The organism is Pseudomonas sp. DG56-2 (genome assembly GCF_004803755.1).
Lineage (GTDB): Bacteria > Pseudomonadota > Gammaproteobacteria > Pseudomonadales > Pseudomonadaceae > Aquipseudomonas > Aquipseudomonas auratipiscis.
The window spans coordinates 5,788,507-5,812,863 of record NZ_CP032311.1 but is presented as its reverse complement, the minus strand read 5'-3'; the positions used below and the strand labels follow the sequence as shown (position 1 = coordinate 5,812,863).

Annotated in this window: 22 protein-coding genes and 1 pseudogene; 16 read left to right on the top strand and 7 right to left on the bottom strand. The window is 57.3% G+C overall.

The features are described from left to right. The first annotated feature begins 9 nt into the window (after positions 1-9). From D3Z90_RS26680 to D3Z90_RS27510, 16 genes and pseudogenes are all read left to right on the top strand, one after another. Positions 10-801, top strand: coding sequence for a ParA family protein (locus D3Z90_RS26680; RefSeq protein WP_045186348.1), 792 nt, complete (start codon positions 10-12; stop codon positions 799-801). Between the two features lie 9 nt (positions 802-810). Continuing rightward, entirely contained in the window at positions 811-1,683 is an 873-nt protein-coding gene (locus D3Z90_RS26675) for a ParB/RepB/Spo0J family partition protein (RefSeq protein ID WP_136478849.1), read from the top strand. A 149-nt stretch (positions 1,684-1,832) separates the two neighbouring features. Then, positions 1,833-2,240, top strand: coding sequence for a F0F1 ATP synthase subunit I (locus D3Z90_RS26670; protein ID WP_136478848.1), 408 nt, complete (start codon positions 1,833-1,835; stop codon positions 2,238-2,240). A 16-nt stretch (positions 2,241-2,256) separates the two neighbouring features. Further along, entirely contained in the window at positions 2,257-3,126 is an 870-nt protein-coding gene (gene atpB / locus D3Z90_RS26665) for a F0F1 ATP synthase subunit A (RefSeq protein WP_136478847.1), read from the top strand. A gap of 143 nt (positions 3,127-3,269) precedes the next feature. After that, entirely contained in the window at positions 3,270-3,527 is a 258-nt protein-coding gene (gene atpE, locus D3Z90_RS26660) for a F0F1 ATP synthase subunit C (protein ID WP_002555987.1), read from the top strand. A gap of 57 nt (positions 3,528-3,584) precedes the next feature. Next, positions 3,585-4,055, top strand: coding sequence for a F0F1 ATP synthase subunit B (locus D3Z90_RS26655; RefSeq protein WP_136478846.1), 471 nt, complete (start codon positions 3,585-3,587; stop codon positions 4,053-4,055). Positions 4,056-4,067: 12 nt separating this feature from the next. Further along, positions 4,068-4,604 carry a F0F1 ATP synthase subunit delta gene (locus D3Z90_RS26650; RefSeq protein WP_136478845.1) on the top strand — a complete coding sequence of 179 codons (537 nt, stop codon included), beginning with the start codon at positions 4,068-4,070 and terminating at the stop codon, positions 4,602-4,604. 21 nt (positions 4,605-4,625) lie between these two features. After that, positions 4,626-6,170 carry a F0F1 ATP synthase subunit alpha gene (atpA, locus tag D3Z90_RS26645; protein WP_136478844.1) on the top strand — a complete coding sequence of 515 codons (1,545 nt, stop codon included), beginning with the start codon at positions 4,626-4,628 and terminating at the stop codon, positions 6,168-6,170. A gap of 50 nt (positions 6,171-6,220) precedes the next feature. Continuing rightward, positions 6,221-7,081 carry a F0F1 ATP synthase subunit gamma gene (gene atpG / locus D3Z90_RS26640; protein WP_136478843.1) on the top strand — a complete coding sequence of 287 codons (861 nt, stop codon included), beginning with the start codon at positions 6,221-6,223 and terminating at the stop codon, positions 7,079-7,081. A 27-nt stretch (positions 7,082-7,108) separates the two neighbouring features. Continuing rightward, on the top strand, positions 7,109-8,485 hold the full coding sequence (gene atpD / locus D3Z90_RS26635) for a F0F1 ATP synthase subunit beta (RefSeq protein WP_136478842.1): 1,377 nt from the start codon (positions 7,109-7,111) through the stop codon (positions 8,483-8,485). Positions 8,486-8,529: 44 nt separating this feature from the next. After that, complete coding sequence (locus tag D3Z90_RS26630; RefSeq protein WP_045186333.1) at positions 8,530-8,949, top strand: F0F1 ATP synthase subunit epsilon; 420 nt, start codon at positions 8,530-8,532, stop codon at positions 8,947-8,949. A 123-nt stretch (positions 8,950-9,072) separates the two neighbouring features. Next, a complete protein-coding gene (gene glmU / locus D3Z90_RS26625; protein WP_136478841.1) occupies positions 9,073-10,440 on the top strand; it encodes a bifunctional UDP-N-acetylglucosamine diphosphorylase/glucosamine-1-phosphate N-acetyltransferase GlmU in 1,368 nt (455 codons plus the stop codon). Positions 10,441-10,626: 186 nt separating this feature from the next. Next, positions 10,627-11,406 (top strand): DeoR/GlpR family DNA-binding transcription regulator, encoded by a 780-nt coding sequence (locus tag D3Z90_RS26620; protein ID WP_136478840.1) that lies wholly within the window; start codon positions 10,627-10,629, stop codon positions 11,404-11,406. Then, complete coding sequence (gene glmS, locus D3Z90_RS26615) at positions 11,406-13,241, top strand: glutamine--fructose-6-phosphate transaminase (isomerizing) (RefSeq protein ID WP_136478839.1); 1,836 nt, start codon at positions 11,406-11,408, stop codon at positions 13,239-13,241. The genes D3Z90_RS26620 and glmS overlap by 1 nt, the downstream gene beginning before the upstream one ends. A 332-nt stretch (positions 13,242-13,573) precedes the next feature. Further along, positions 13,574-14,590: pseudogene (locus tag D3Z90_RS27515) on the top strand (cache domain-containing protein); the annotation flags it as partial. A 93-nt stretch (positions 14,591-14,683) separates the two neighbouring features. After that, positions 14,684-15,448, top strand: coding sequence for a methyl-accepting chemotaxis protein (locus tag D3Z90_RS27510; RefSeq protein ID WP_371922342.1), 765 nt, complete (start codon positions 14,684-14,686; stop codon positions 15,446-15,448). A gap of 64 nt (positions 15,449-15,512) precedes the next feature. Here the strand turns inward: D3Z90_RS27510 and D3Z90_RS26605 are convergent, their stop codons facing one another. From D3Z90_RS26605 to D3Z90_RS26575, 7 genes are all read right to left on the bottom strand, one after another. Continuing rightward, complete coding sequence (locus D3Z90_RS26605) at positions 15,513-17,462, bottom strand: response regulator (protein ID WP_136478837.1); 1,950 nt, start codon at positions 17,460-17,462, stop codon at positions 15,513-15,515. Beyond that, complete coding sequence (locus D3Z90_RS26600) at positions 17,452-18,327, bottom strand: sensor histidine kinase KdpD (protein WP_136478836.1); 876 nt, start codon at positions 18,325-18,327, stop codon at positions 17,452-17,454. Before D3Z90_RS26600 ends, D3Z90_RS26605 begins: the two co-directional genes overlap by 11 nt. After that, positions 18,320-19,330 (bottom strand): ATP-binding protein, encoded by a 1,011-nt coding sequence (locus tag D3Z90_RS26595; protein WP_136479054.1) that lies wholly within the window; start codon positions 19,328-19,330, stop codon positions 18,320-18,322. The genes D3Z90_RS26600 and D3Z90_RS26595 overlap by 8 nt, the downstream gene beginning before the upstream one ends. After that, positions 19,327-19,731: an anti-sigma regulatory factor gene (locus D3Z90_RS26590; RefSeq protein ID WP_136478835.1), complete on the bottom strand. Its 405-nt coding sequence runs from the start codon at positions 19,729-19,731 to the stop codon at positions 19,327-19,329. Before D3Z90_RS26590 ends, D3Z90_RS26595 begins: the two co-directional genes overlap by 4 nt. Then, entirely contained in the window at positions 19,728-20,090 is a 363-nt protein-coding gene (locus D3Z90_RS26585; RefSeq protein WP_136478834.1) for an STAS domain-containing protein, read from the bottom strand. Before D3Z90_RS26585 ends, D3Z90_RS26590 begins: the two co-directional genes overlap by 4 nt. Positions 20,091-20,093: 3 nt before the next feature. Further along, a complete protein-coding gene (locus D3Z90_RS26580) occupies positions 20,094-20,942 on the bottom strand; it encodes an STAS domain-containing protein (RefSeq protein WP_136478833.1) in 849 nt (282 codons plus the stop codon). Between the two features lie 250 nt (positions 20,943-21,192). Continuing rightward, positions 21,193-24,348 (bottom strand): CusA/CzcA family heavy metal efflux RND transporter, encoded by a 3,156-nt coding sequence (locus D3Z90_RS26575; protein ID WP_136478832.1) that lies wholly within the window; start codon positions 24,346-24,348, stop codon positions 21,193-21,195. Positions 24,349-24,357: the final 9 nt, after the last annotated feature.

The following is a 24,357-nucleotide window of genomic DNA, read 5'->3' as shown; positions in this document are numbered from 1 at the left end:
CAAGCAAGAATGGCTAAGGTATTCGCTATCGCGAACCAGAAAGGTGGTGTGGGTAAGACCACCACCTGTATCAACCTCGCAGCATCGCTGGTCGCGACCAAGCGCCGGGTGCTGCTGATCGATCTCGATCCACAGGGCAACGCCACCATGGGTAGCGGTGTGGATAAACACGTCCTGGAACATTCGGTCTATGACTTGCTGATCGGTGAATGTGATCTGGCCCAGGCCATGCACTTCTCCGAGCACGGTGGTTACCAGCTATTGCCGGCCAACCGCGACCTGACAGCAGCGGAAGTCGTGCTGCTGGAAATGCAGATGAAGGAAAGCCGGTTGCGCACGGCGCTGGCGCCTATCCGCGAGAATTACGATTACATCCTGATCGACTGTCCGCCATCGCTGTCGATGCTGACGCTCAACGCCCTGGTTGCTGCCGATGGCGTGATCATTCCGATGCAGTGTGAGTACTTTGCGCTGGAAGGCTTGAGCGACCTTGTGGATAACATCAAGCGTATTGGTGAGCGTCTGAACCCGCAGCTCAAGGTCGAAGGCCTGCTGCGGACCATGTACGACCCGCGCCTCAGTCTGATCAACGATGTGTCAGCGCAACTCAAGGAACACTTCGGCGACCAGCTCTACGATACGGTGATTCCGCGCAATATCCGTCTCGCCGAGGCGCCGAGCTTCGGCATGCCGGCGCTGGCTTACGACAAGCAATCTCGTGGTGCGCTGGCCTATCTGGCCCTGGCAGGGGAACTCGTACGCCGTCAGCGCCGTCCATCACGCACTGCACAAACAACTTAAGGAATCCGTATGGCCGTTAAGAAACGGGGTCTCGGACGTGGGTTGGATGCACTGCTCAGTGGTCCCACCGTCAGTGCGCTCGAAGAGCAGGCTGTCAAGGTCGACCAGAAAGAACTGCAACACCTGCCGCTCGACTTGATCGAGCGCGGAAAATACCAGCCTCGTCGGGACATGGACCCGCAAGCGCTGGAAGAACTGGCTAACTCGATCAAGAGCCAGGGCGTGATGCAGCCTATCGTGGTCCGCCCGATTGCTGAAAACCGCTACGAAATCATCGCCGGTGAGCGTCGCTGGCGTGCCAGCCAGCAGGCTGGCATGGAAACTATCCCGGCCATGGTCCGCGATGTGCCCGACGAAGCGGCGATTGCCATGGCCCTGATCGAGAACATCCAACGCGAAGACCTCAATCCAGTGGAAGAGGCGATTGCACTGCAGCGCCTGCAAGTGGAATTTCAGCTCACCCAGCAGCAAGTAGCTGACGCTGTGGGTAAGTCGCGGGTGACCGTGGCGAATTTGCTGCGACTGATTTCGCTGCCGGATGTGATCAAGACCATGCTGTCCCACGGTGATCTGGAAATGGGTCATGCGCGGGCACTTCTGGGTTTGCCGGAAGAACAGCAGGTTGACGGGGCGCGTCATGTTGTCGCACGTGGGCTGACTGTACGTCAGACCGAAGCACTGGTTCGCCAGTGGCTCAATGGTAAGCCGGAGCCGGTCGAAGCGGCTAAACCAGACCCGGATATCACCCGCCTTGAACAGCGTCTGGCAGAGCGTTTGGGCTCGGCAGTACAGATACGTCACGGTAACAAGGGTAAAGGTCAGTTAGTTATCCGTTACAACTCGCTAGATGAGTTGCAAGGTGTGCTGGCTCACATCCGCTGAAACAATTCGATTTGTAGCGCATAGTCGGAAATCACTACCCAGCAGTTGAATAGGGGTTAAACCGCCCCTATACTCTGCGCGCATTTTGTCGGCACAAATTATGCCAAGTCATAGCTGACTGGCTGGTCGACTTTTGAGGAGCAGTTGTGATGGAAACCCGCACGCCAAACCGCTTGCCTTTCCATCGCTGGGCGGTTTTTCCGGTACTGTTGGCTCAATGCGTAGTGTTTTTGCTGGCAACTTTGGTGTTGTGGCAGTGGCATGGGGCAGTTACTGGATATTCAGCACTCTGCGGAGGGTTGATTGCCTGGCTGCCTAATGTGTATTTCGCCTGGAAGGCTTTTCGTTACACGGGAGCCAGGGCAGCGCAGGCTATCGTCAAGTCGTTTTACGCTGGCGAAGCAGGCAAATTGATTTTGACGGCAGTGCTGTTTGCACTGACGTTTGCAGGAGTGAAGCCATTGGCGCCGTTAGCAGTCTTCGGTGTCTTTCTGCTGACCCAGTTGGTCAGCTGGTTCGCGCCCCTGCTGATGAATATAAGACTTTCGAGACCTTAGGGCGTTTGAGGCAACCATGGCAGCAGAAACCGCTTCGGGCTATATCCAGCACCACTTGCAGAACCTGACCTTCGGTCAACTACCAGACGGCGGTTGGGGCTTTGCCCATTCCGCAGCAGAAGCCAAGGCAATGGGCTTCTGGGCTTTCCACCTGGATACCCTGGGTTGGTCGGTCGCACTGGGTCTGCTTTTCGTATTCCTGTTCCGTATGGCAGCCAAGAAGGCAACTTCTGGCCAGCCTGGCGGCCTGCAGAACTTCGTTGAAGTGATGGTGGAATTCGTCGACGGCAGCGTCAAGGACAGCTTCCACGGTCGCAGCCCAGTGATCGCCCCACTGGCGCTGACCATTTTCGTCTGGGTTTTCCTGATGAACGCCATCGACCTGATCCCGGTCGACTGGATTCCTCAGCTGGCCATGTGGATCTCCGGTGATCCGCACATTCCATTCCGTGCGGTCTCGACTACCGATCCGAACGCTACCCTGGCCATGGCCTTCAGCGTTTTCGCCCTGATCATTTTCTACAGCATCAAGGTCAAGGGTATTGGCGGTTTCCTCGGCGAACTGACCCTGCACCCGTTCGGCAGCAAGAACATTTTCGTTCAGATCCTGCTGATTCCGGTCAACTTCCTGCTTGAATTCGTTACCTTGATCGCCAAGCCGATCTCGCTGGCCCTGCGTCTGTTCGGCAACATGTATGCCGGCGAGCTGGTGTTCATCCTGATCGCTGTAATGTTCGGCAGCGGCCTGCTGTGGCTGAGCGGCCTCGGTGTGGTGCTGCAATGGGCGTGGGCTGTGTTCCACATCCTGATCATCACCCTGCAAGCGTTCATCTTCATGATGCTTACCATCGTCTACCTGTCGATGGCTCACGAAGATAACCATTAAGACCGCCTGGCGTGTCTGATGGCCCTTCCGCAGGTGCTGGGGAGGGTCGAAAAAGTCCGCAAGGGCAGTTGTACAAAACGATTTTGTTTTACCGCTTCAAACTAAAAAACCTAACCAATACGACGTAAAAGTCGGGAGGAAAGATGGAAACTGTAGTTGGTCTTACCGCTATCGCTGTTGCTCTGCTGATCGGCCTGGGTGCCCTGGGTACCGCCATTGGTTTCGGCCTGCTGGGCGGCAAGTTCCTGGAAGGCGCAGCTCGCCAGCCAGAAATGGTTCCAATGCTGCAAGTTAAAATGTTCATCGTTGCCGGTCTGCTCGACGCCGTAACCATGATCGGTGTTGGTATCGCACTGTTCTTCACCTTCGCTAATCCTTTCGTTGGTCAACTCGCCGGCTAATCACTCGAATTCTCGAGTGGTTTGGTGTGATGGACAAAGAACGAGCGAGGTGTTGGCGTGAACATTAATGCAACCCTGATTGGTCAGTCCGTTGCGTTCTTCATTTTTGTGCTGTTCTGCATGAAGTTCGTGTGGCCTCCGGTCATCGCGGCATTGCAAGAACGTCAGAAGAAGATCGCGGATGGACTGGACGCTGCCAACCGAGCAGCTCGCGACCTGGAGTTGGCCCAAGATAAAGCGGGTCAGCAACTGCGCGAAGCGAAAGCTCAGGCAGCCGAAATCATTGAGCAAGCCAAGAAACGCGGTACACAGATCGTCGAGGAAGCCCGTGACCAGGCCCGCGTCGAAGCTGACCGTGTGAAGGCTCAGGCTCAAGCCGAGATCGAACAGGAAATTAACAGTGTCAAAGACGCGCTGCGTGCCCAAGTGGGTAGCCTGGCCGTTGACGGTGCTGAAAAGATCCTTGGCGCCACAATCGATCAAAACGCGCATGCGGAGCTGGTTAATAAACTGGCCGCTGAAATTTAAGCGAGGGCGATCATGGCAGAACTGACCACGTTGGCCCGACCTTACGCTAAGGCGGCCTTTGAGCACGCACAGGCCCATCAGCAACTGGCCAATTGGTCAGCCATGCTCGGCCTGGCTGCTGCAGTGTCGGAAGACGACACTATGCAGCGCCTGCTCAAGGCCCCGCGACTGACGAGCGCAGAAAAGGCCGCCACGTTCATTGACGTGTGCGGTGACAAGTTCGATGCACAGGCACAGAATTTCATTCATGTTGCCGCGGAAAACGATCGTCTCCTGCTTTTGCCGGAGATTTCGGCCCTGTTCGAGCTGTACAAAGCTGAACAAGAGAAATCCGTGGACGTGGAAGTCACTAGTGCTTTTGCGTTGAACCAAGAACAGCAAGACAAACTCGCCAAGGTTCTCAGTGCACGGCTCAGCCGGGAAGTGCGCCTGCATGCGACGGAGGATGCCTCCCTTATCGGTGGTGTCGTAATCCGCGCAGGCGACCTGGTAATCGATGGCTCGGTTCGCGGCAAAATCGCGAAACTGGCTGAAGCATTGAAATCTTGAGTTTGAAGGGGCAGCAGAGCAATGCAGCAACTCAATCCTTCCGAAATAAGTGAAATCATCAAGGGCCGCATCGAGAACCTCGATGTAGCCTCTCAAGCCCGCAACGAGGGTACCGTCGTCAGCGTTTCTGACGGTATCGTGCGGATTCACGGTCTGGCCGACGTAATGTACGGCGAAATGATCGAGTTTCCAGGCGGCGTGTACGGTATGGCCCTCAACCTGGAGCAAGACTCCGTTGGTGCGGTAGTACTGGGCGCGTACGACTCCCTCGCTGAAGGCATGAGCGCCAAGTGCACCGGCCGCATCCTCGAAGTTCCAGTTGGTAAGGAACTGCTGGGTCGCGTTGTTGACGCACTGGGCAACCCAATTGATGGCAAGGGCCCACTGGGCAACACCGAGACCGACGCGGTCGAGAAAGTTGCTCCGGGCGTTATCTGGCGTAAGTCGGTAGACCAGCCTGTACAGACTGGCTACAAATCCGTCGACGCCATGATCCCTGTCGGCCGTGGCCAGCGTGAGCTGATCATCGGTGACCGTCAGATCGGTAAGACCGCCATGGCGATCGACGCCATCATCAACCAGAAAGACTCCGGTATTTTCTGTGTTTATGTCGCTGTCGGCCAAAAGCGTTCCACCGTTGCCAACATCGTTCGCAAGCTGGAAGAAAACGGCGCCCTGGCCAACACCATCGTGGTTGTTGCCAGTGCTTCGGAATCCGCCGCACTGCAATTCCTGGCGCCATACGCCGGTTGCACCATGGGCGAGTTCTTCCGTGACCGCGGTGAAGACGCTCTGATCGTTTACGATGACCTGTCCAAGCAGGCTGTTGCCTACCGTCAGATCTCCCTGCTGCTGCGCCGTCCACCAGGACGTGAAGCGTACCCAGGTGACGTGTTCTATCTCCACTCCCGTCTGCTGGAGCGTGCTTCGCGCGTTTCTGAAGAGTACGTTGAGAAGTTCACCAACGGTGCTGTAACTGGCAAGACCGGTTCTCTGACCGCCCTGCCGATCATCGAAACCCAGGCTGGCGACGTTTCCGCGTTCGTTCCGACCAACGTGATTTCCATCACCGACGGTCAGATCTTCCTGGAATCGGCCATGTTCAACTCGGGCATCCGTCCTGCAGTTAACGCCGGTGTTTCGGTATCCCGTGTGGGTGGTGCCGCTCAGACCAAGATCATCAAGAAGCTCTCCGGTGGTATCCGTACCGCTCTGGCTCAGTACCGTGAACTGGCGGCATTCGCTCAGTTCGCTTCTGACCTGGACGAAGCCACCCGTAAGCAACTCGAACACGGTCAACGTGTTACCGAGCTGATGAAGCAGAAGCAATACGCTCCAATGTCCATCGCGGACATGGCGCTGTCGCTGTATGCCGCTGAGCGTGGGTTCCTGACCGACGTTGAAATCCCTAAGATCGGTAGCTTCGAACAAGCGCTGATCTCTTACTTCAACCGTGATCACGCCGAACTGATGGCGAAGATCAACGTGAAGGGTGACTTCAACGACGAAATCGACGCTGGCATCAAAGCCGGTATCGAGAAGTTCAAGGCCACCCAAACCTGGTAAGCCGCAGCGGGGGCTTTGCAGCCCCCGCTTGCTAACCTGATAGGTGTTACATGGCAGGCGCAAAAGAGATTCGCAGTAAGATTGCGAGCATCAAAAGCACGCAAAAAATTACCAGCGCCATGGAAAAAGTGGCGGTCAGCAAGATGCGCAAGGCTCAAATGCGCATGGCTGCTAGCCGTCCTTACGCGGAGCGTATCCGCCAGGTTATTGGTCATCTGGCCAACGCTAACCCGGAATACCGCCACCCCTTCATGATCGATCGCCCTGTAAAGCGCGTCGGTTATGTAGTTGTGAGCAGTGACCGTGGTTTGTGCGGTGGCTTGAACACCAACCTGTTCAAGGCTCTGGTCAAGGACATGGCGGTCAACCGCGAGCAAAGTATCGAGATCGATCTTTGCGTGGTTGGCAGCAAAGGTGCGGCGTTTTTCCGCAGCTTCGGCGGTAACGTCGTTGCAGCGATCAGCCACCTGGGCGAAGAGCCGTCGATCAACGATCTGATCGGCAGCGTCAAGGTCATGCTGGACGCTTTCCTGGATGGTCGTATCGATCGTCTGTCCGTGGTATCGAACAAGTTCGTCAATACCATGACGCAAACTCCAACGGTCGAGCAGTTGATTCCGTTGGTTGCAACCCCGGATCAAGAACTCAAGCACCACTGGGACTACCTCTACGAACCTGACGCCAAAGAGCTGCTGGACGGCCTGATGGTGCGTTACGTGGAGTCGCAGGTCTACCAGGCGGTGGTCGAGAACAACGCAGCTGAACAAGCTGCCCGGATGATCGCAATGAAGAACGCCACCGACAACGCCGGTGATTTGATCAGCGAATTGCAGCTGATCTACAACAAGGCGCGTCAGGCTGCGATCACCCAAGAGATCTCGGAAATCGTCGGCGGCGCTGCCGCGGTTTAACGGTTCAAATATTCAGAGGATCCAGCTATGAGTAGCGGACGTATCGTTCAAATCATCGGCGCCGTCATCGACGTGGAATTCCCACGTGACAGCGTTCCGAGTGTGTATAACGCACTGAAAGTACAAGGCGCGGAAACTACCCTGGAAGTCCAGCAGCAGCTGGGCGACGGCGTAGTCCGTACCATTGCGATGGGCTCGACCGAAGGCTTGAAGCGCGGTCTGGAAGTTGCCGATACTGGCGCAGCCATCTCCGTACCTGTCGGTAAAGCGACCCTGGGCCGGATCATGGACGTCCTGGGTAACCCAATCGACGAAGCTGGTCCTATCGGTGAAGAAGAGCGTTGGGGCATCCACCGCGACGCTCCTTCGTTCGCTGACCAGGCAGGCGGCAACGACCTGCTGGAAACCGGCATCAAGGTTATCGACCTGGTTTGCCCGTTCGCCAAGGGTGGTAAAGTCGGTCTGTTCGGTGGTGCCGGTGTAGGCAAAACCGTAAACATGATGGAACTGATCCGTAACATCGCCATCGAGCACAGCGGTTATTCCGTGTTCGCCGGTGTGGGTGAGCGTACTCGTGAGGGTAACGACTTCTACCACGAGATGAAGGATTCCAACGTACTGGACAAGGTTGCTCTGGTATACGGCCAAATGAACGAGCCACCAGGAAACCGTCTGCGCGTAGCGCTGACCGGCCTGACCATGGCTGAGAAGTTCCGTGACGAAGGTAACGACGTTCTGCTGTTCGTCGACAACATCTATCGTTACACCTTGGCCGGTACTGAAGTATCCGCACTGCTGGGCCGTATGCCTTCGGCAGTAGGTTACCAGCCGACCCTGGCTGAAGAGATGGGCGTTCTGCAAGAGCGTATCACTTCGACCAAGGAAGGTTCGATCACCTCGATCCAGGCCGTTTACGTTCCTGCGGACGACTTGACCGACCCGTCGCCAGCGACCACTTTCGCCCACTTGGACGCCACCGTCGTACTGTCCCGTGACATCGCTTCCCTGGGTATCTACCCAGCGGTCGATCCACTGGACTCGACTTCGCGCCAGCTGGACCCGAACGTTATCGGCAACGAGCACTACGATACCGCTCGCGGTGTTCAGTACGTGCTGCAGCGCTACAAAGAGCTGAAGGACATCATTGCTATTCTGGGTATGGACGAACTGTCCGAAACCGACAAGCAGCTGGTATCCCGTGCTCGTAAGATCCAGCGCTTCCTGTCCCAGCCGTTCTTCGTGGCAGAAGTCTTCACTGGTTCTCCAGGCAAATACGTTTCCCTGAAAGACACCATTGCTGGCTTCAGCGGCATCCTCAAAGGTGACTACGACCACTTGCCAGAACAAGCGTTCTACATGGTCGGCAGCATCGAAGAAGCGGTCGAGAAAGCCAAGAAACTGTAATCCCGGCGCCCCGCAAGGGGCGCTAATCAGGTTGAGGCAAGCAGATGGCTATGACAGTCCATTGCGATATCGTCAGCGCGGAAGGAGAGATTTTCTCCGGTCTGGTCGAGATGGTGGTTGCGCACGGTAACCTGGGTGATCTTGGTATCGCTCCAGGCCACGCGCCGCTGATCACTAATCTGAAGCCAGGTCCGATCACGCTGACCAAGCAGGGTGGCGCCCAAGAGGTGTTCTACATCTCTGGTGGTTTCCTCGAGGTCCAGCCGAACATGGTCAAGGTGCTTGCCGATACCGTGCAACGTGCTGCCGACCTGGACGAAGCTCAGGCTCAGGATGCCCTCAAGGCTGCTGAGAATGCCCTGCACGAAAAAGGCGCGGAGTTCGATTACGGCGCCGCAGCCGCTCGTCTGGCCGAGGCCGCAGCTCAGCTGCGTACCGTCCAGCAAATGCGCAAAGGCAAGTAATCCGGTTCAGGCCGATCACTTCCGTTGCGATTGAGTTAAAGGGTAGCCTCGGCTACCCTTTTTCTTTTTCCGCGTTTTATATTCTGGTCACACCACTGGCCTTCTAGGATTGGTAGCCCGTCAATGTCTCTCGATATCGTTATTCTCGCTGCAGGCCAAGGTACCCGCATGCGCTCTGCGCTGCCCAAGGTACTGCACCCGGTTGCTGGCGACTCTATGCTCGGCCATGTTATCCACAGCGCCCGGCAGCTACAGCCTCAAGGGATTCATGTGGTGATCGGTCACGGTGCAGAGCTGGTACGTGAGCGTTTGGCGGCTGATGACCTGAACTTCGTCCTGCAGGACAAACAGCTGGGTACTGGTCATGCCGTGGCCCAGGCGTTGCCGGCGTTGACTGCCGAAACCGTGCTTATCCTCTACGGTGATGTGCCACTGATCGAAGTCGATACCCTCAACCGCCTGTTGTCCAAAGTTACGCCGCAGCAACTAGGTTTGCTGACGGTCACGCTGGAAGATCCAACCGGTTACGGGCGCATCGTGCGAGATGCCTTAGGTCAGGTTGCAGCCATCGTCGAACACAAGGATGCCAGCGACGCACAGAAAGCAATTCAGGAAGGCAACACCGGAATTCTCGCGGTGCCTGGCACGCGTTTAGCTGAGTGGCTGGGCCGCTTGTCGAATAACAACGCCCAGGGTGAGTACTACCTCACAGATGTTATTGCCATGGCCGTTGCTGATGGCTTGGTCGTTGCCACCGAGCAACCGCTCGACCCGATGGAAGTACAGGGCGCCAATGACCGTCGCCAACTGTCGGAACTCGAGCGTCATTATCAGTTGCGTGAGGGCCGTCGCCTGATGGCTCAAGGGGTGACGCTGCGTGACCCGGCGCGTTTCGATGTGCGCGGTGAAGTGACCGTTGGTCGCGATGTACTCATCGATGTCAACGTCATTCTTGAAGGCCGTGTAGTCATCGAAGACGACGTGGTGATTGGTCCGAACTGCGTAATCAAGAACACTACCCTGCGCAAAGGCGCTGTGGTTAAAGCTAACAGCCATCTTGAGGGCGCGATCATGGGCGAAGGTAGCGATGCCGGTCCTTTCGCCCGCCTGCGTCCTGGTAGCGTGCTGGAGGCCCGTGCCCATGTGGGTAACTTTGTCGAACTGAAGAACGCCCACCTCGGTGAAGGCGCCAAGGCCGGTCACCTGACCTACCTGGGCGATGCTGAAGTCGGCGCCCGCACCAACATTGGTGCCGGTACCATCACCTGCAACTACGATGGTGCGAACAAGTTCAAGACGGTCCTTGGTGAGGACGTGTTCATCGGCTCCAACAACTCCCTGGTTGCGCCTGTGGATATCCTTGATGGTGCCACCACGGCTGCCGGTTCGACCATCACCCAGAACGTCGAAACCGCACAACTGGCGGTTGGCCGCGCGCGGCAGCGCAACATCAATGGCTGGAAGCGACCAGAGAAGATCAAGAAGAGCTGAGTTATGCACAGCTGAACAAAAAGGCCGACTGAACTGTGTATAAGTCGGCCTTTTTCATTCTGTGGATAAATAAGCGGAACGCTTCAGGTTACTCAAAGGTGAAAATTTCATCTCTCTGCTTGACGCTTTTCGTCCTTTAGGTTTTGATTGGCATCACTAACTTTCGAAACGAAACTTAAAGACGCCATGTCGAAACGTAACACCCCCCAGCGCCGACACAATATCCTCGCCTTGCTTAACGAGCAGGGGGAAGTGAGCGTTGATGCCCTGGCCAAGCGTTTCGAAACATCGGAAGTCACCATTCGCAAGGATCTGGCGGCCCTGGAAGCCAACGGCTTGCTTCTGCGCCGCTACGGTGGTGCGGTAACCATGCCGCAGGAGCTGATCGCCGATCAGAGTCAGCCCGTCTCCCTTTATAAACAAGCTATCGCCCGGGCCGCCGTCGAACGTATTCGTGAACACGCGCGCATTATTATCGACAGCGGCAGCACCACGGCAGCGATGATTCCCGAGCTCGGTCACCAGCCCGGCCTCGTGGTGATGACTAACTCGCTGAATGTCGCGCGCGCCTTGAGTGAGCTTGAACACGAACCGGTGTTGTTGATGACCGGCGGCACCTGGGATCCGCACTCCGAGTCCTTTCAGGGGCAGGTCGCCGAGCAGGTTCTGCGTTCTTACGATTTCGACCAGCTATTCATTGGTGCTGATGGCATCGACCTGGCGCGCGGCACCACCACTTTCAATGAGCTGCTCGGCCTGAGCCGGGTAATGGCTGAAGTGGCCCGTGAAGTGATCGTGATGGTGGAGTCGGACAAGGTTGGGCGCAAGATTCCCAATCTCGAACTGCCCTGGAGCAGCGTCAGTACCCTTATTACCGATGAGCGTCTTTGTGATGAGGCGCGTAAACAAATTGAAGCCCGCGGCGTCCATGTGATTTGTGCCGCACTCTCCAAGGAGCAAAACTAATGTGTGGAATCGTTGGCGCCGTCGCTGAACGTAACATCACCACCATCCTGATCGAAGGACTAAAGCGCCTGGAATATCGCGGCTATGACAGCGCGGGTCTGGCAGTTCTCACTCAGCAAGGGAATCTCGAACGCCGCCGCCGTATCGGTAAGGTCAGTGAGCTTGAAGCCGCTGTCGCTGCCGAACCGCTGGCCGGTACGTTGGGTATTGCCCACACCCGTTGGGCGACCCACGGCGCGCCTACCGAGAGCAATGCACACCCGCATTTTTCCGGTCACGAATTGGCTGTAGTGCATAACGGCATCATCGAGAATCACGAAGCGCTGCGTGAGCAGCTCAAGGGTATGGGCTACGTATTCAGCTCCGAGACCGACACTGAGGTCATCGTCCACCTGTTGCACCACACCCTGAAGGCCATTCCAGATCTGGCCGACGCCCTGAAAGCGATCGTCAAGCAACTGCACGGTGCCTACGGCCTGGCAGTGATCAGCGCGCATCAGCCTGATCGCCTGTTGGCTGCTCGCAGTGGCAGCCCGCTGGTTATTGGCTTGGGTCATGGTGAGAACTTCCTGGCTTCGGACCAACTGGCCCTGCGTCAGGTAACTGACCGTTTCATGTACCTGGAAGAAGGCGACATCGCCGAGATTCGCCGTGACCAGGTAACCATCTGGGATTTGTCTGGCAAACAGGTACAACGCGAGTCCGTGCAGTACCACGAGGGCGCCGAGGCTGCCGATAAGGGCACGTATCGCCACTTCATGCTCAAGGAAATCCATGAGCAACCGACTGTCGTCCAACGTACTCTGGAAGGGCGTCTGGGCAAGGACCATGTCATGGTTCAGGCTTTCGGTCCGCAGGCCGCAGAACTGTTCGCCAAAGTGCGGAACGTACAGATTGTTGCCTGTGGCACCAGCTACCACGCCGGCATGGTTGCGCGTTACTGGTTGGAAGAACTGGCCGGCATTCCTTGCCAGGTCGAAGTAGCCAGCGAGTTCCGCTACCGCAAAGTGGTGGTGCAGCCCGATACCCTGTTCGTTTCAATCTCTCAGTCGGGCGAAACCGCCGACACCCTGGCAGCGTTGCGCAACGCCAAGGAACTTGGTTTCCTCGGCAGCCTGGCTATCTGCAACGTCGGTATCAGCTCGCTGGTACGCGAGTCGGACCTGACGCTGCTGACCCAGGCCGGTCCGGAAATTGGCGTAGCATCGACCAAAGCCTTTACCACCCAATTGGTATCGCTGATGCTGCTGACCTTGTCCTTGGGTCAGGTTCGTGGAACCTTGGCTGCTGGTGTCGAGGCCGAACTGGTCGAAGAACTGCGCCGCTTGCCAACTCGCCTGGGTGAAGCCCTGGCCATGGATGCCATCGTCGAGAAAACCGCCGAGCTGTTTGCCGATAAGCACCACACATTGTTCCTTGGCCGTGGCGCGCAGTTCCCGGTCGCGATGGAGGGAGCGCTCAAGCTCAAGGAGATCTCCTATATCCACGCTGAAGCCTACCCAGCCGGTGAGCTCAAGCATGGTCCGCTGGCGTTGGTGGACAATGACATGCCTGTGGTCACGGTGGCACCGAACAATGAACTGCTGGAAAAGCTCAAGTCCAACCTGCAGGAAGTCCGCGCCCGTGGCGGTCAACTGATCGTCTTCGCTGATGAGGCCGCCGGAATGAGCAATGGTGAAGGTACCCATGTAATTGCCGTTCCGCACATCATCGATGCCCTGGCGCCGATTCTGTACACCATTCCCCTGCAACTGCTGTCGTACTACGTGGCCGTACTCAAAGGCACCGACGTTGACCAGCCGCGTAACTTGGCGAAATCTGTGACGGTTGAGTAACGATTGCGGCTGTTTTAGAAATATTCATCTGCAATAAATAACGACTGCGGTAGCTCCCCCCAGGGGAAGCTCCCGCAGTCGTGTTCGCCTCGACGCTGGCATCTGCCAAGGCCTCATGTTTTGCCTGTGGGCCGGCTATCTTTGTCTGCATGGCGTTGATCTGAGTAACGCAGCGTAAGCTTGGTTGAGTAGTGCCGCAGGTACGCTATTCAATCCACTCGTCTTCGGTCTTGATCTTGGATGGCAAATAGCCATCATTGTGTACTCAAGATGTTCCCCCCCACGGCCGATACCGTGCAAACGCCCCGCAAAGACGAGTGAATTCACGCCCCATGAACAGAAGTCTTCGTTTCAGTCACAAAATTTTGATTGCCGCGTCATTGATCGTAATGGTCGCTTTCGCCCTTTTCACGTTGTACAACGACTACCTGCAGCGCAATGCCACCCGCACCAGTTTGGAAAACTACCTGGCTGAAATGGGCGAATCGACCTCCACCAACATCCGTAACCTGCTGGAAGGGCGGATCAGTCTGGTGGAAAACCTGGCGCAGAACATTGCCCAAGACCCCGCAGATGCTGAAACCTTGATGGGGCAGAAAGCCCTGATTTCGAGCTTCCTCACCGTGTACCTGGGGAAGGTCGACGGTGGCTTTAGCGTTCGGCCGGATTCGACGATGCCTGATGGTTACGATCCGCGTACGCGGCCTTGGTACCAGGATGGGATGGCTGCCAGCGGTGCCGTGCTCACTGAACCTTACATTGACCTGACCACCAACAAGATGGTCATTGGTATCTTGAGCAAAGTGTCCAGTAGCGTTGGTGTGGTTGGTGGCGACCTGTCGTTGGACGGACTGGTGCAAATCATCAACTCGCTGAAATTCGGCGGCATGGGCTATGCCTTCCTGGTTAACGACCAAGGCAAGATTCTGGTCCATCCGGATCAATCACTGGTGATGAAGTCGTTAGCGGATCTGTACCCAGGACGCACACCTGAATTGTCCAGCGAGCTGACTGAGGTTCAGGTAGACGGCCAGGACCGTCTGCTGACTTTTACGCCGATCAAAGGCCTGCCGTCGGCCAACTGGTACATTGGCTTGTCTATCGATAAGGACAAGGCCTACGCAATGCTCAGCGAGTTTCGCACGTCGGCGATCATTGCCACGGTGATTGCGCTGGCCATCATTATCGGTCTACTGGGCTTGCTGATTCGAGTGTTGCTGCAACCGCTGCTGACCATGACCCGTGCCATGGAAGACATCGCCGAAGGTGAAGGGGATCTGACCAAGCGCCTGGCCATTCACAGCCAGGACGAGTTCGGTGACCTGGGTAAGGCGTTCAACCGTTTTGTCGAACGTATTCACACCTCGATCCGTGAGGTCTCCTCGGCTACCGAACAAGTCAATGAAGTAGCGCTGCGCGTGGTCAGTGCCTCGAACTCCTCGATGGTCAATTCTGACGAGCAATCCAATCGCACCAACAGCGTGGCGGCCGCGATCAATGAGCTTGGCGCCGCGGCGCAGGAAATTGCCCACAACGCCGCCCAGGCTTCGCAGCAAGCGAGTTCGGCACGTCACCTGGCAGAAGAAGGTCAGCAGGTGGTCGATCGCAGCATCGCCGCCATGAACCGTCTCTCGGACCTGATTTGCACCTCGAGCTCGCATATCGAGACGCTCAACAGCAAGACGGTGAACATCGGCCAGATTCTTGAAGTGATCACCAGCATCTCCCAGCAAACCAACCTGTTGGCGCTCAACGCCGCGATCGAAGCTGCTCGGGCGGGTGAGGCCGGTCGCGGCTTTGCTGTGGTAGCAGACGAAGTGCGCAACCTCGCGCATCGCACCCAGGAGTCTGCACAACAGGTGCAGAACATGATCGAGGAGCTGCAAGTCGGCGCCCGCGAGTCGGTTGACACCATGGGCCAGAGCCAGCGCCACAGCCAGGACAGCGTCGAAATCGCCAATCAGGCGGGCGAGCGACTTGGCAGCGTGACTGTGCGCATCGGCGAGATCGATGGCATGAACCAGTCGGTGGCAACCGCCACCGAAGAACAAACCGCCGTGGTTGAGTCGATCAACATGGACATCAACGAAATCAACATGCTGAACCAGGAAGGCGTGGAGAACCTGCAGTCGACCCTGCGCGCGTGCGCTGACCTTGAGCAACAGGCCACTCGCTTGAAACATCTGGTTGGCAGTTTCCGTATCTAAACGCTTCTGCGCTAAATGCCCACGCCTTTTACTTGCATTCACAGGCGTGGGTCATGCGGTTCTTTCAGTTGCAACTGCTGGCAAGCATGAGCCTGACTTTCCCCAGCAGCTCTGTTACCTGAAACGGTTTGACCAGCATATCCATATGGCGACCCAGGAACGTCTGCCGATTGAGTGCCGGTTCGGCGTAACCGGTCATGAACAAGATCGGCAAATCCTGGTTCCAGCCCCTGGCAATGTCCGCAAGCTCTCGTCCGCTCATGCGCGGAAGTCCAACGTCGGTCAGCAAGAGATTGATCGAGGGGTCATTCTGCAGTCGTTCCAGTGCGGACTCGATGTCGCTTGCCTGGGTGCAGCGGTAGCCCGCATCCTCCAACGCTTCGGCGACAAACATGCGCACTGAGGCCATGTCTTCAACGACAAGAATGTGCTCGCCTGCACCTTGGTGGTCGAATTCCACGGGTGCGCTTCTGGGGTCCGATGAGTCGCTGGTCGCGGGCAGTAGAATCGTTACTTCGGTACCGCGCCTGGCCACACTGCGGATCTGCGCGTTTCCTCCAGATTGACGGGCGAAGCCATAGATCGTCGAAAGTCCGAGCCCCGTGCCATGGCCAAGCGGCTTGGTGGTGAAGAATGGATCGAACACCTTGTCGATCACCGAGTGCTCGATACCGGTACCGTCATCACGAACCGAAACGGCGATATAGGAACCGTCCGCCAGGTCTGGATCACCGTGGGAATAGGCGGCGTAGGTGCTGACCCATATATTGCCACCTCCCGGCAAAGCGTCGCGGGCATTGATCACCAGATTGAGCATGGCGCTTTCCAGCTGGATGGGGTCAACCAGCGCGATGGCGGCTTTGGTGCTCAACTCCAGCTTGAGGGCAATGCGTTCACCGATGGTGCGGGTCAGCAGATCCTCAAGCGAGCGGATGTGCTCGTTGATATCCACAGGGCGAGTGTCGAGCGGCTGCTGGCGCGAGAAGGCCAGCAGGCGGTGGGTGAGAGAGGCTGCGCTCATGGCCGAGTTCAGCGCTGCCTCGATGTAGAACTGGACCTTGTCGGTACTGGCAGCGGCGATTCGCTTCTGAAGCAACTCCAGGCTCGTGATGATCCCGGTGAGTAGGTTGTTGAAGTCGTGGGCGATGCCCCCGGTCAATTTGCCCAGCGCATCCATTTTTTGCACTTGTAGCAGTTGGGCCTCGGTACGTGCGCGTTCGGCCACTTCCTTGGCGAGTTGCGTGGTCGCATCGTCAAGTCGTGCCAAGTGGGAGCGTTCGCGGTGACGATGCTCGGTGACATCCTCGACAAAAACCAGGCTCAGCGCTGGCGTACGGTAAGGTGAAATCTGCCACTCGGTTTCTCGCACTTCACCCTGTACACGCATGCTAAGGGTACCCTTCCAGCGTTCTCCCTCGGCCACGCGCAAGCGCAATTCTTCAATGATCGCCACCTGATCTTCGGCAAAGCACTCACACAGCGTAGAGGGTTCGCGATTATCCTGAATCAATTGAGCGAAGGCATGGTTGCATTCATGCACCTTCAGCTCGGCGTCCAGTACCGCTATGGGCGCCGACACGTTGAAGAAAATTTCGCGAAAGCGCGCCTCGCTTTCACGCAGGGCGTTTTCTGTATCCCGCACACGCAGAAGCGTACGCAGCGTTGCCAGGAGAACATCGGGGTCTACCGGATGCACCAGGTAAGCATCGGCGCCAGCGTTCAGGCCGGTGATGATGTCACCTGTCTGGATCGAGGCTGCAGACACGTGAATGATTGGGAGTAGGGCGGTAGCAGGATCGGCACGTAACCTACGAACGATGTCGAATCCACTCATATCCGGCAGATTGACATCGAGAATCAGCGCGTCAATCTTCTCGCTGGCGATGAGTGCCAGTCCCTCGTTACCAGTACCGGCTTCGAGCACTTTATAGTCGTGAGGCTCCAGACGTCGACGCAAGGCGTAGCGGGTAGCGATGTTGTCATCGACGATCAATAAGTGGATTTCACGCTTCATCGGCAGGCTCCAGCGCGATGGCTAGCGGGATGATCACGAAAAAGGTCGATCCGTTACCCGGTGTGCTCTGCACCCCGACTTCGCCACCCAATAACCCGGCGAAGCGTTTGCACAAGGATAATCCTAGCCCAGTGCCGCGAAAGCGCTTCTGCAGCGGTGAATCGACTTGGGAAAAGTCTTCGAACAAGGCGCCGTGAAGCTCTGGTGCGATGCCGATGCCTGAGTCGGTCACGGCAAATCGCACGCGTTCGTTGTCCAACAGTTGCGCTGAAACGCGGACTTCCCCTTGTGTGGTGAATTTCAGTGCATTGGAGATGAAGTTGCGGAGGATCTGCGCAAGTTTCTTGTCATCGGTAAACAAGCGCGGCAGCCCCACCGGCTCCTCGAAAATCAGGTCGACCGCGGAGGTATCGACTATCGGACGGAACATGCCACGCAGCGCGGTAAACAAATCGAGCATGTCGAACCAGGCCGGAAAAATAGTGATGCGTCCAGCTTCTATTTTTGCCAGATCAAGCAAGTCGTCGACCATATCGCTCAGTTCGCGGGCGGAAGTACTGATAAACCCCATCTGCTTGTGTTGCTCGGGACTCAAGGGCCCGTCCAGTTCGTCGGTAAGCAGGCTGGCGATACTCAGTATCGAACCCAGGGGGGTGCGAAACTCATGGCTCATGTACGACAAGAAGCGGCTTTTCAGATCTGATGCCTGACGCAACTGTTCGGCTTGAGTGTCGAGTTCGGCATAAAGCGCCAGTACACCCTGGTTGGTTTCATCCAGCTCCAAACGCAGGGCATCGGCTTCTTGCTGCAGTTGCGCGATTCGTGCCGCTTGGTCGTCGAGTGGTTTTTCAGGTAACTCAGGCATGGGCTGCCTCCAGAGCGATGACCAGCACTGTGACGTCATCTCGCCCGCGACAGAAGTCACGGTGGAGGATGGCGGCAATCACGGCGGGATGTCGGTATATCAGGCCTGGGTAATCCTGCAGTTTCCAGCGCGACTGCAGGCCATCGCTGTGCATGATCAGCAGTTGCCCGTTCACCTCGGCGTACTCGAACGGTTGTGCCCGTCGATACTGGCCGCCAACGATCCCAGGGTGTGAGGCCAGTCCACGGGACTTGTCCACAGTGACCAGGCTGGCGCCGATATTGCCGATTCCGACAAACGTCAGCGCCCCATTGTCAGGGGCGAACTGCGCGATGGCTACCGCGCCTCCACGCGTTGCGGTCATGGCGCGATGGATATGTTCCAGCGCCTGCGCGGGAGGGATGAAAGGCGCTTGGGCAAAGGAATGCTCTCCGGCCCGGGCTGCGCGTTCAGCGTCCACACCATGACCCAGGCCGTCGATGACCAGAGCGCTGATGTGCGCCCCGTCGAACGCCAAGTGCCAAACGTCACCGCATGCCGGGTCATTGTGCAGCGAGTGCTGGCTGATACCGAAGCGTTGATCCGCTGCTTTGTCTTGACGCGAGTAAAGTCGCGCCAACAGCACCGCACCCCGTGAGTCGGCGTAGCTGTCGAACACTTCGGTCTGACGTGAGATAGCACCGAGTCCGATACCTTGGGTGCCTCCGGTGGAGTAGCCATCGGTAAGGCAAGCCTGCAGATCAAAACCTTGCGCGCGGTCTATCGCGAGCATTTCGATGCCAGCGCCATTCGTACGCGGCAACATTCGCAGATGTAGTTCACCTCGGGTGGCATGCTTGAGAATGTTACTGGCGAGTTCGGTTGCCACCAGCGCCGCGCGTCCGCTATCGGTATCGTCAAAGCCGCATTGATGAGCCAGTTGCTGTACGGTGCGCCGGGCGTGCCCCACCTGACTGCTGTCTTCGACCATGAGTACCTGGGTCGTGGTTCCGGCGATGTTCATGTCCATCGCGTGATCGTCACGCGAGTGCCCTGACCGGGTGCGGTTTCAAGTTCAAACTCATCCACCAGACGTTTTGCGCCTGTCAGACCCAGACCGAGGCCGGCTCCCGACGTCCAGCCGTCGGTCATCGCCAGTGCGACATTAGCGATACCTGGCCCTTGATCACGAAAGCTCAGGCGCAGGCCTACACGGCTGCCATCTTCGAGGATCTGCCACTCCATATCTCCGCCACCGCCATACACCACGGTGTTACGCGCCAATTCGCTCACGGCAGTGACCAGCTTGGTCAGGTCGATCAGGCGCATGCCACATTCGGTGGCCAGCTTGCGCGCGGTCTGACGCGCCAGCACTACGTCCTGTTCGAGATGGATGGGTTGAGTACCACTATCGCGCGGGGTCATTGTTGATATACCCGGCCCTGAAGCAGCTGCATTCCGCGTTCGACGTTCAATGCAGTACTGACGCCAGGCAAGGTCAGGCCAAGTTCGACCAGCGTGATGGCAACCGCTGGTTGCATACCGACCAGTACGGTTTCGGCATCCATGATTTTCGAGAGACCGGAAATGGTGCCGATCATTCGCCCGATAAAGGAGTCGACCATGCCCAGCGCCGAAATATCGATCAATACGCCGTGAGCCGAGGTCTTGCTGATACGTTCAGACAAGTCGTCCTGCAAGGTGAGGGCAAGTTGGTCATGCATGTCGACCTGGATGGTCACCAACAGAAAATCGCCCATCTGGAGAATCGGTATGCGCTCCATGGCTCAAACCGTCTTGCCGAGGGTGATATCCAGGCGAGTCAGCGCCAGTTTCAAGGCATCGGCCAGGTTGGCCTTGGTCACCACACCTTGCAGGTCGAGTCCCAGGTGCACAATGGTTTGGGCAATTTGCGGGCGCACGCCACTGATGATGCAGTCTGCACCCATCAAGCGGATCGCAGTCACGGTTTTCAGCAGATGCTGGGCCACCAGGGTGTCGACAGTCGGGACGCCAGTGATGTCGATGATGGCGATCTCGGAACCAGTATCGACGATGCGTTGCAGCAGGGATTCCATCACCATCTGGGTACGCTGCGAGTCGAGGGTACCGATCATTGGCAGGGCCAGGACGCCATCCCAGAGTTTGACCACTGGGGTCGAGAGTTCCAACAGTTCTTCCTGCTGGCGCTTGATGACCTCCTCCCGGGACTTCTGGAAGGTGCCGATGGTATGCATGCCCAGATCATCGAGTAAGCGGGATATTTCCCAAAGCTGTTCGGCCAGCAGCGCCGGACTGTCCTGATACTGATTCTGCAGGAGCGCGAACAAGGGGCCTTTGAGTGCAAAGATGAAGTGTGCAGTTTGCTGCGAGTCATGGCCCAGCAGAGCGCGGCTGCGGGACAGCTTTTCCAGAAACAGGCGAATTTCATCCCATCCCTTGGCGGCGATCATCTTCTCATCGTTGTCCGCCAGGCCGTTTATGACCAGTTGCAAAAACTCCGAGGTCTGTTGCTGCAAGTCCTGATCTTTCAGATTACGTGTGGCGCCACTGGCTTCCAGGCCGCTTTTCCATTGCGCAAGCAATTGAGCCTGGTTGTTCCTCATCGCATCGAGTGTGCTCTGCAGTGCTGCCATGTGCCTGTTGCTCCGTACAAATGGGGCGAGTCGGGAAAGATGAGTCGCGCGAAGTGAGTGACATTGGAACGACGCAATAGTTGTATGGCCCACGCAAATTAGTGACGCTCGTCGGCCAATTCCTAGGGACTAGAGTAGTTCGCAATTGAGAAAGCACTCACTGCATGCGTTTGCGTGGTATCGGCCGTACCAGAAACTTTTCTCAGGCAACGCCCACAACAGGCGTTGTGGGCGCTATTTCAGGCAGGTATCAAGGTTTTGCTTGCTCGCCGTCCTCGTCCTTGCGATGTGCCCAGTGATAAAGAGCCGGTAGTACCAGCAAGGTCAGTGCGGTGGATGACAGGATGCCGCCAATGACCACGGTCGCCAGCGGGCGTTGAACTTCAGCGCCGGTGCCGGTGGCCAATGCCATCGGGATGAAGCCAAGCGAGGCGACCAGCGCGGTCATCAGTACCGGCCGCAGTCGAGTCAGCGCACCCTCATCAACTGCGACGCGCAGGGTGCGGCCTTCTTCGCGTAGGTTGCGGATGAAGGAAATCATCACCAGACCATTAAGCACCGCCACCCCCGACAGGGCGATGAAACCAACTCCGGCAGAGATCGACAGGGGGATGTCGCGCAGCCACAGTGCGAGTACGCCGCCGGTCAATGCGAAGGGGATGCCGGTGAACACCAGCATGCCGTCCTTGAGGTTGTTGAACATCAGGAACAACAAGGTCATGACCAGCAGCAGGGCGACGGGTACGACGATCTGCAGGCGTTTGGCTGCAGATTGCAACTGTTCGAACTGACCGCCCCACGTGGTCCAGTAACCAGCAGGAATCTCGACGCTGGAAGCGAGGGTTTCGCTGGCTTGCTCGACGAACGAGCCCAGGTCGCGACCGCGAACGTTCGCGCTGACCACCACGACACGTTTGCCGTTTTCCCGACTGATTTGGTTGGGTCCCAGTTGCAGGTCGAGATTGGCTACCTGGGACAGCGGGATGAAACCGATCTGACTTGCACCTTGAGCGGCATTCGCCGGCACCGGTATCAGCAGGCTCGACAGGCCATTGACGTCGGTGCGCAGCGTTTCTGAAAGTCGCACGACCATGTCGAAGCGCCGGTCGCCCTCATACAGCGTGCCAGTCTGGCGCCCACCTACGGCGATGGCCACAGCATCTTGTACGGCACCAATGTTCAGGCCATAGCGAGCCGCTTTCTCTCGGTCGATGTTGATGGTCAGGACGGGCAAGCCCGTGGTCTGCTCCACCTTCACCTCGGAGGCCCCCTCAACGCCTTGTAGTGTGGAGGCAATTTTCGCGGCGGTACGGTTCAGCACATCCATGTCATCGCCGAAGATTTTCACCGCCACGTCACTTCGCACACCGGAAATCAGTTCGTTGAAGCGCAACTGAATGGGTTGTGACATTTCATAGTTGCTGCCTGGCACGCTGGCGGCGGCTTTTTGCACCTCGGCAATCAGTTCATCGCGCGACTTCTTCGGATCTGCCCACTGATCCTTAGGCTTGAGCATGACGTAGGCATCGGAAATGTTGGGTGGCATCGGATCGGATGCAATTTCTGCGGTGCCGGTACGGGCGAACACACGTTCAACCTCCGGCACTTGCTCGATCACCGCTTTTTCCAAGCGCTGTTGCATATCGACCGATTGCGTCAGGCTGGTTCCAGGCACACGTAGCGCCTGCAAGGCAAAGTCGCCCTCGCTGAGACTGGGTATGAACTCGCTGCCCATGCGACTTGCCATTACACCGGTGAGCAGTACCACGCCAACGGCTGCCGAAAACGCCAGATTGCGGTGGCCGAGTACCCAACGCAGGATCGGCGCATAGCGCAGACGAGCGTGGCGCATTACCAGGCCTTCCTCTTCCTTGACCTTGCCAGTCACGAACATGGCAATCGCTGCCGGCACGAAGGTGACGGAAAGAATCATCGCGCCAAGCAGAGCGATCACCACAGTGAAGGCCATCGGGTGGAACATCTTGCCTTCGACACCGGTGAGGGCAAAGACCGGCAGGTACACCACCATAATGATCAACTGACCGAAGATTAACGGTCGTCGAGCTTCGCCGGCAGCGGCGAACACTTCATGGAAGCGCTCGGCCTTGGTCAGCAGGCGTCCATGTTTATGCTGGGCATGGGCGAGGCGGCGGACCGCGTTTTCAACGATTACCACCGCACCGTCAACGATGATGCCGAAGTCCAATGCGCCAAGGCTCATCAGGTTGGCGCTGACTTTGTTGGTATACATGCCCGTGAACGTAAACAGCATCGACAGTGGAATCACCATGGCGGTAATCAGTGCTGCACGGATGTTGCCAAGGAACAGGAAGAGGATGGCGATGACCAGAATCGCCCCTTCGATGAGGTTCTTTTTAACTGTCGCAATCGCTTTTTCTACCAGGTTGGTGCGGTCATAAACGGTAATGGCGACCACGCCTTTGGGCAGCGTGCGGTTGATCTCGGCAAGTCTGGCCGCTACCGCCTGGGACACTGTCCGGCTATTCTCGCCAATCAGCATGAACACCGTACCCAGTACTACTTCACGACCGTTTTCGGTGGCGGCACCGGAGCGCAACTCTTTGCCGATACCGACCTCTGCAACGCTGCTGACTCGAATAGGCGTGCCATCCACACTTGAAATGACGATGTTGGCAATGTCGTCGATGCTGCCGACCTGGCCTGGCGCGCGAATCAGCAATTGCTCGCCGCTACGCTCCACATAGCCGGCGCCGATGTTGGCATTGTTGCTTTCCAGTGCCGCAACCAGATCGTTGAGGGTTAATTTGTAGGCGGCCAGACGCTTGGGATCCGGTGCAATCAGATACTGCTTGGCATAACCGCCGATGGTGTTGATCTCGGCCACACCCGGCACGTTGCGCAACTGCGGCTTGATGATCCAATCCTGGATGACGCGCAGGTCCGTTGGTGTGTAGGGCGTGCCATCTTCCTTGACCGCACCTTCCTCGGTTTCGACGGTCCAGAGGAAAATTTCACCCAAGCCAGTGGACACCGGGCCCATCAAGGCTTCGACACCTTCGGGCAATTGCTCCTTCGCCACTTGCAAGCGTTCGTTGACCAATTGGCGCGCAAAGAAAATGTCGGTGCCATCTTCGAAGATGACTGTTACCTGGGACAATCCGGAGCGCGACAAGGAGCGGGTTTGCTTGAGCCCAGGCAGGCCGGCCATTGCCGTTTCAACGGGAAAAGTAATGCGCTGCTCGGTTTCCAGCGGCGTATAGCCAGGCGCTGCAGCGTTGATCTGCACCTGAACGTTGGTGATGTCTGGCACTGCATCGATAGGTAGCTTTTGATAGCTGTAGATGCCGATACCGGCCATCAAAAGCACTGCGATCATTACGACGATGCGCTGCTCGATGGCGAACCTGATGAGACGTTCAAACATGTGTAGTCA

Bases quoted from the DNA above. Each gene is read 5' to 3' on its own strand.
- D3Z90_RS26605 (WP_136478837.1), bottom strand. From the start codon at position 17,462: ATGAAGCGTGAAATCCACTTATTGATCGTCGATGACAACATCGCTACC.
- D3Z90_RS26650 (WP_136478845.1), top strand. From the start codon at position 4,068: ATGGCAGAACTGACCACGTTGGCCCGACCTTACGCTAAGGCGGCCTTT.
- D3Z90_RS27510 (WP_371922342.1), top strand. From the start codon at position 14,684: ATGGTCAATTCTGACGAGCAATCCAATCGCACCAACAGCGTGGCGGCC.
- D3Z90_RS26680 (WP_045186348.1), top strand. From the start codon at position 10: ATGGCTAAGGTATTCGCTATCGCGAACCAGAAAGGTGGTGTGGGTAAG.
- D3Z90_RS26590 (WP_136478835.1), bottom strand. From the start codon at position 19,731: ATGACCCCGCGCGATAGTGGTACTCAACCCATCCATCTCGAACAGGAC.
- atpG (WP_136478843.1), top strand. From the start codon at position 6,221: ATGGCAGGCGCAAAAGAGATTCGCAGTAAGATTGCGAGCATCAAAAGC.
- D3Z90_RS26670 (WP_136478848.1), top strand. From the start codon at position 1,833: ATGGAAACCCGCACGCCAAACCGCTTGCCTTTCCATCGCTGGGCGGTT.
- D3Z90_RS26575 (WP_136478832.1), bottom strand. From the start codon at position 24,348: ATGTTTGAACGTCTCATCAGGTTCGCCATCGAGCAGCGCATCGTCGTA.
- D3Z90_RS26630 (WP_045186333.1), top strand. From the start codon at position 8,530: ATGGCTATGACAGTCCATTGCGATATCGTCAGCGCGGAAGGAGAGATT.
- D3Z90_RS26620 (WP_136478840.1), top strand. From the start codon at position 10,627: ATGTCGAAACGTAACACCCCCCAGCGCCGACACAATATCCTCGCCTTG.
- D3Z90_RS26585 (WP_136478834.1), bottom strand. From the start codon at position 20,090: ATGGAGCGCATACCGATTCTCCAGATGGGCGATTTTCTGTTGGTGACC.
- atpB (WP_136478847.1), top strand. From the start codon at position 2,257: ATGGCAGCAGAAACCGCTTCGGGCTATATCCAGCACCACTTGCAGAAC.
- D3Z90_RS26580 (WP_136478833.1), bottom strand. From the start codon at position 20,942: ATGGCAGCACTGCAGAGCACACTCGATGCGATGAGGAACAACCAGGCT.
- D3Z90_RS26600 (WP_136478836.1), bottom strand. From the start codon at position 18,327: ATGCCTGAGTTACCTGAAAAACCACTCGACGACCAAGCGGCACGAATC.
- atpA (WP_136478844.1), top strand. From the start codon at position 4,626: ATGCAGCAACTCAATCCTTCCGAAATAAGTGAAATCATCAAGGGCCGC.
- D3Z90_RS26675 (WP_136478849.1), top strand. From the start codon at position 811: ATGGCCGTTAAGAAACGGGGTCTCGGACGTGGGTTGGATGCACTGCTC.
- atpE (WP_002555987.1), top strand. From the start codon at position 3,270: ATGGAAACTGTAGTTGGTCTTACCGCTATCGCTGTTGCTCTGCTGATC.
- D3Z90_RS26595 (WP_136479054.1), bottom strand. From the start codon at position 19,330: ATGAACATCGCCGGAACCACGACCCAGGTACTCATGGTCGAAGACAGC.
- glmS (WP_136478839.1), top strand. From the start codon at position 11,406: ATGTGTGGAATCGTTGGCGCCGTCGCTGAACGTAACATCACCACCATC.
- atpD (WP_136478842.1), top strand. From the start codon at position 7,109: ATGAGTAGCGGACGTATCGTTCAAATCATCGGCGCCGTCATCGACGTG.
- glmU (WP_136478841.1), top strand. From the start codon at position 9,073: ATGTCTCTCGATATCGTTATTCTCGCTGCAGGCCAAGGTACCCGCATG.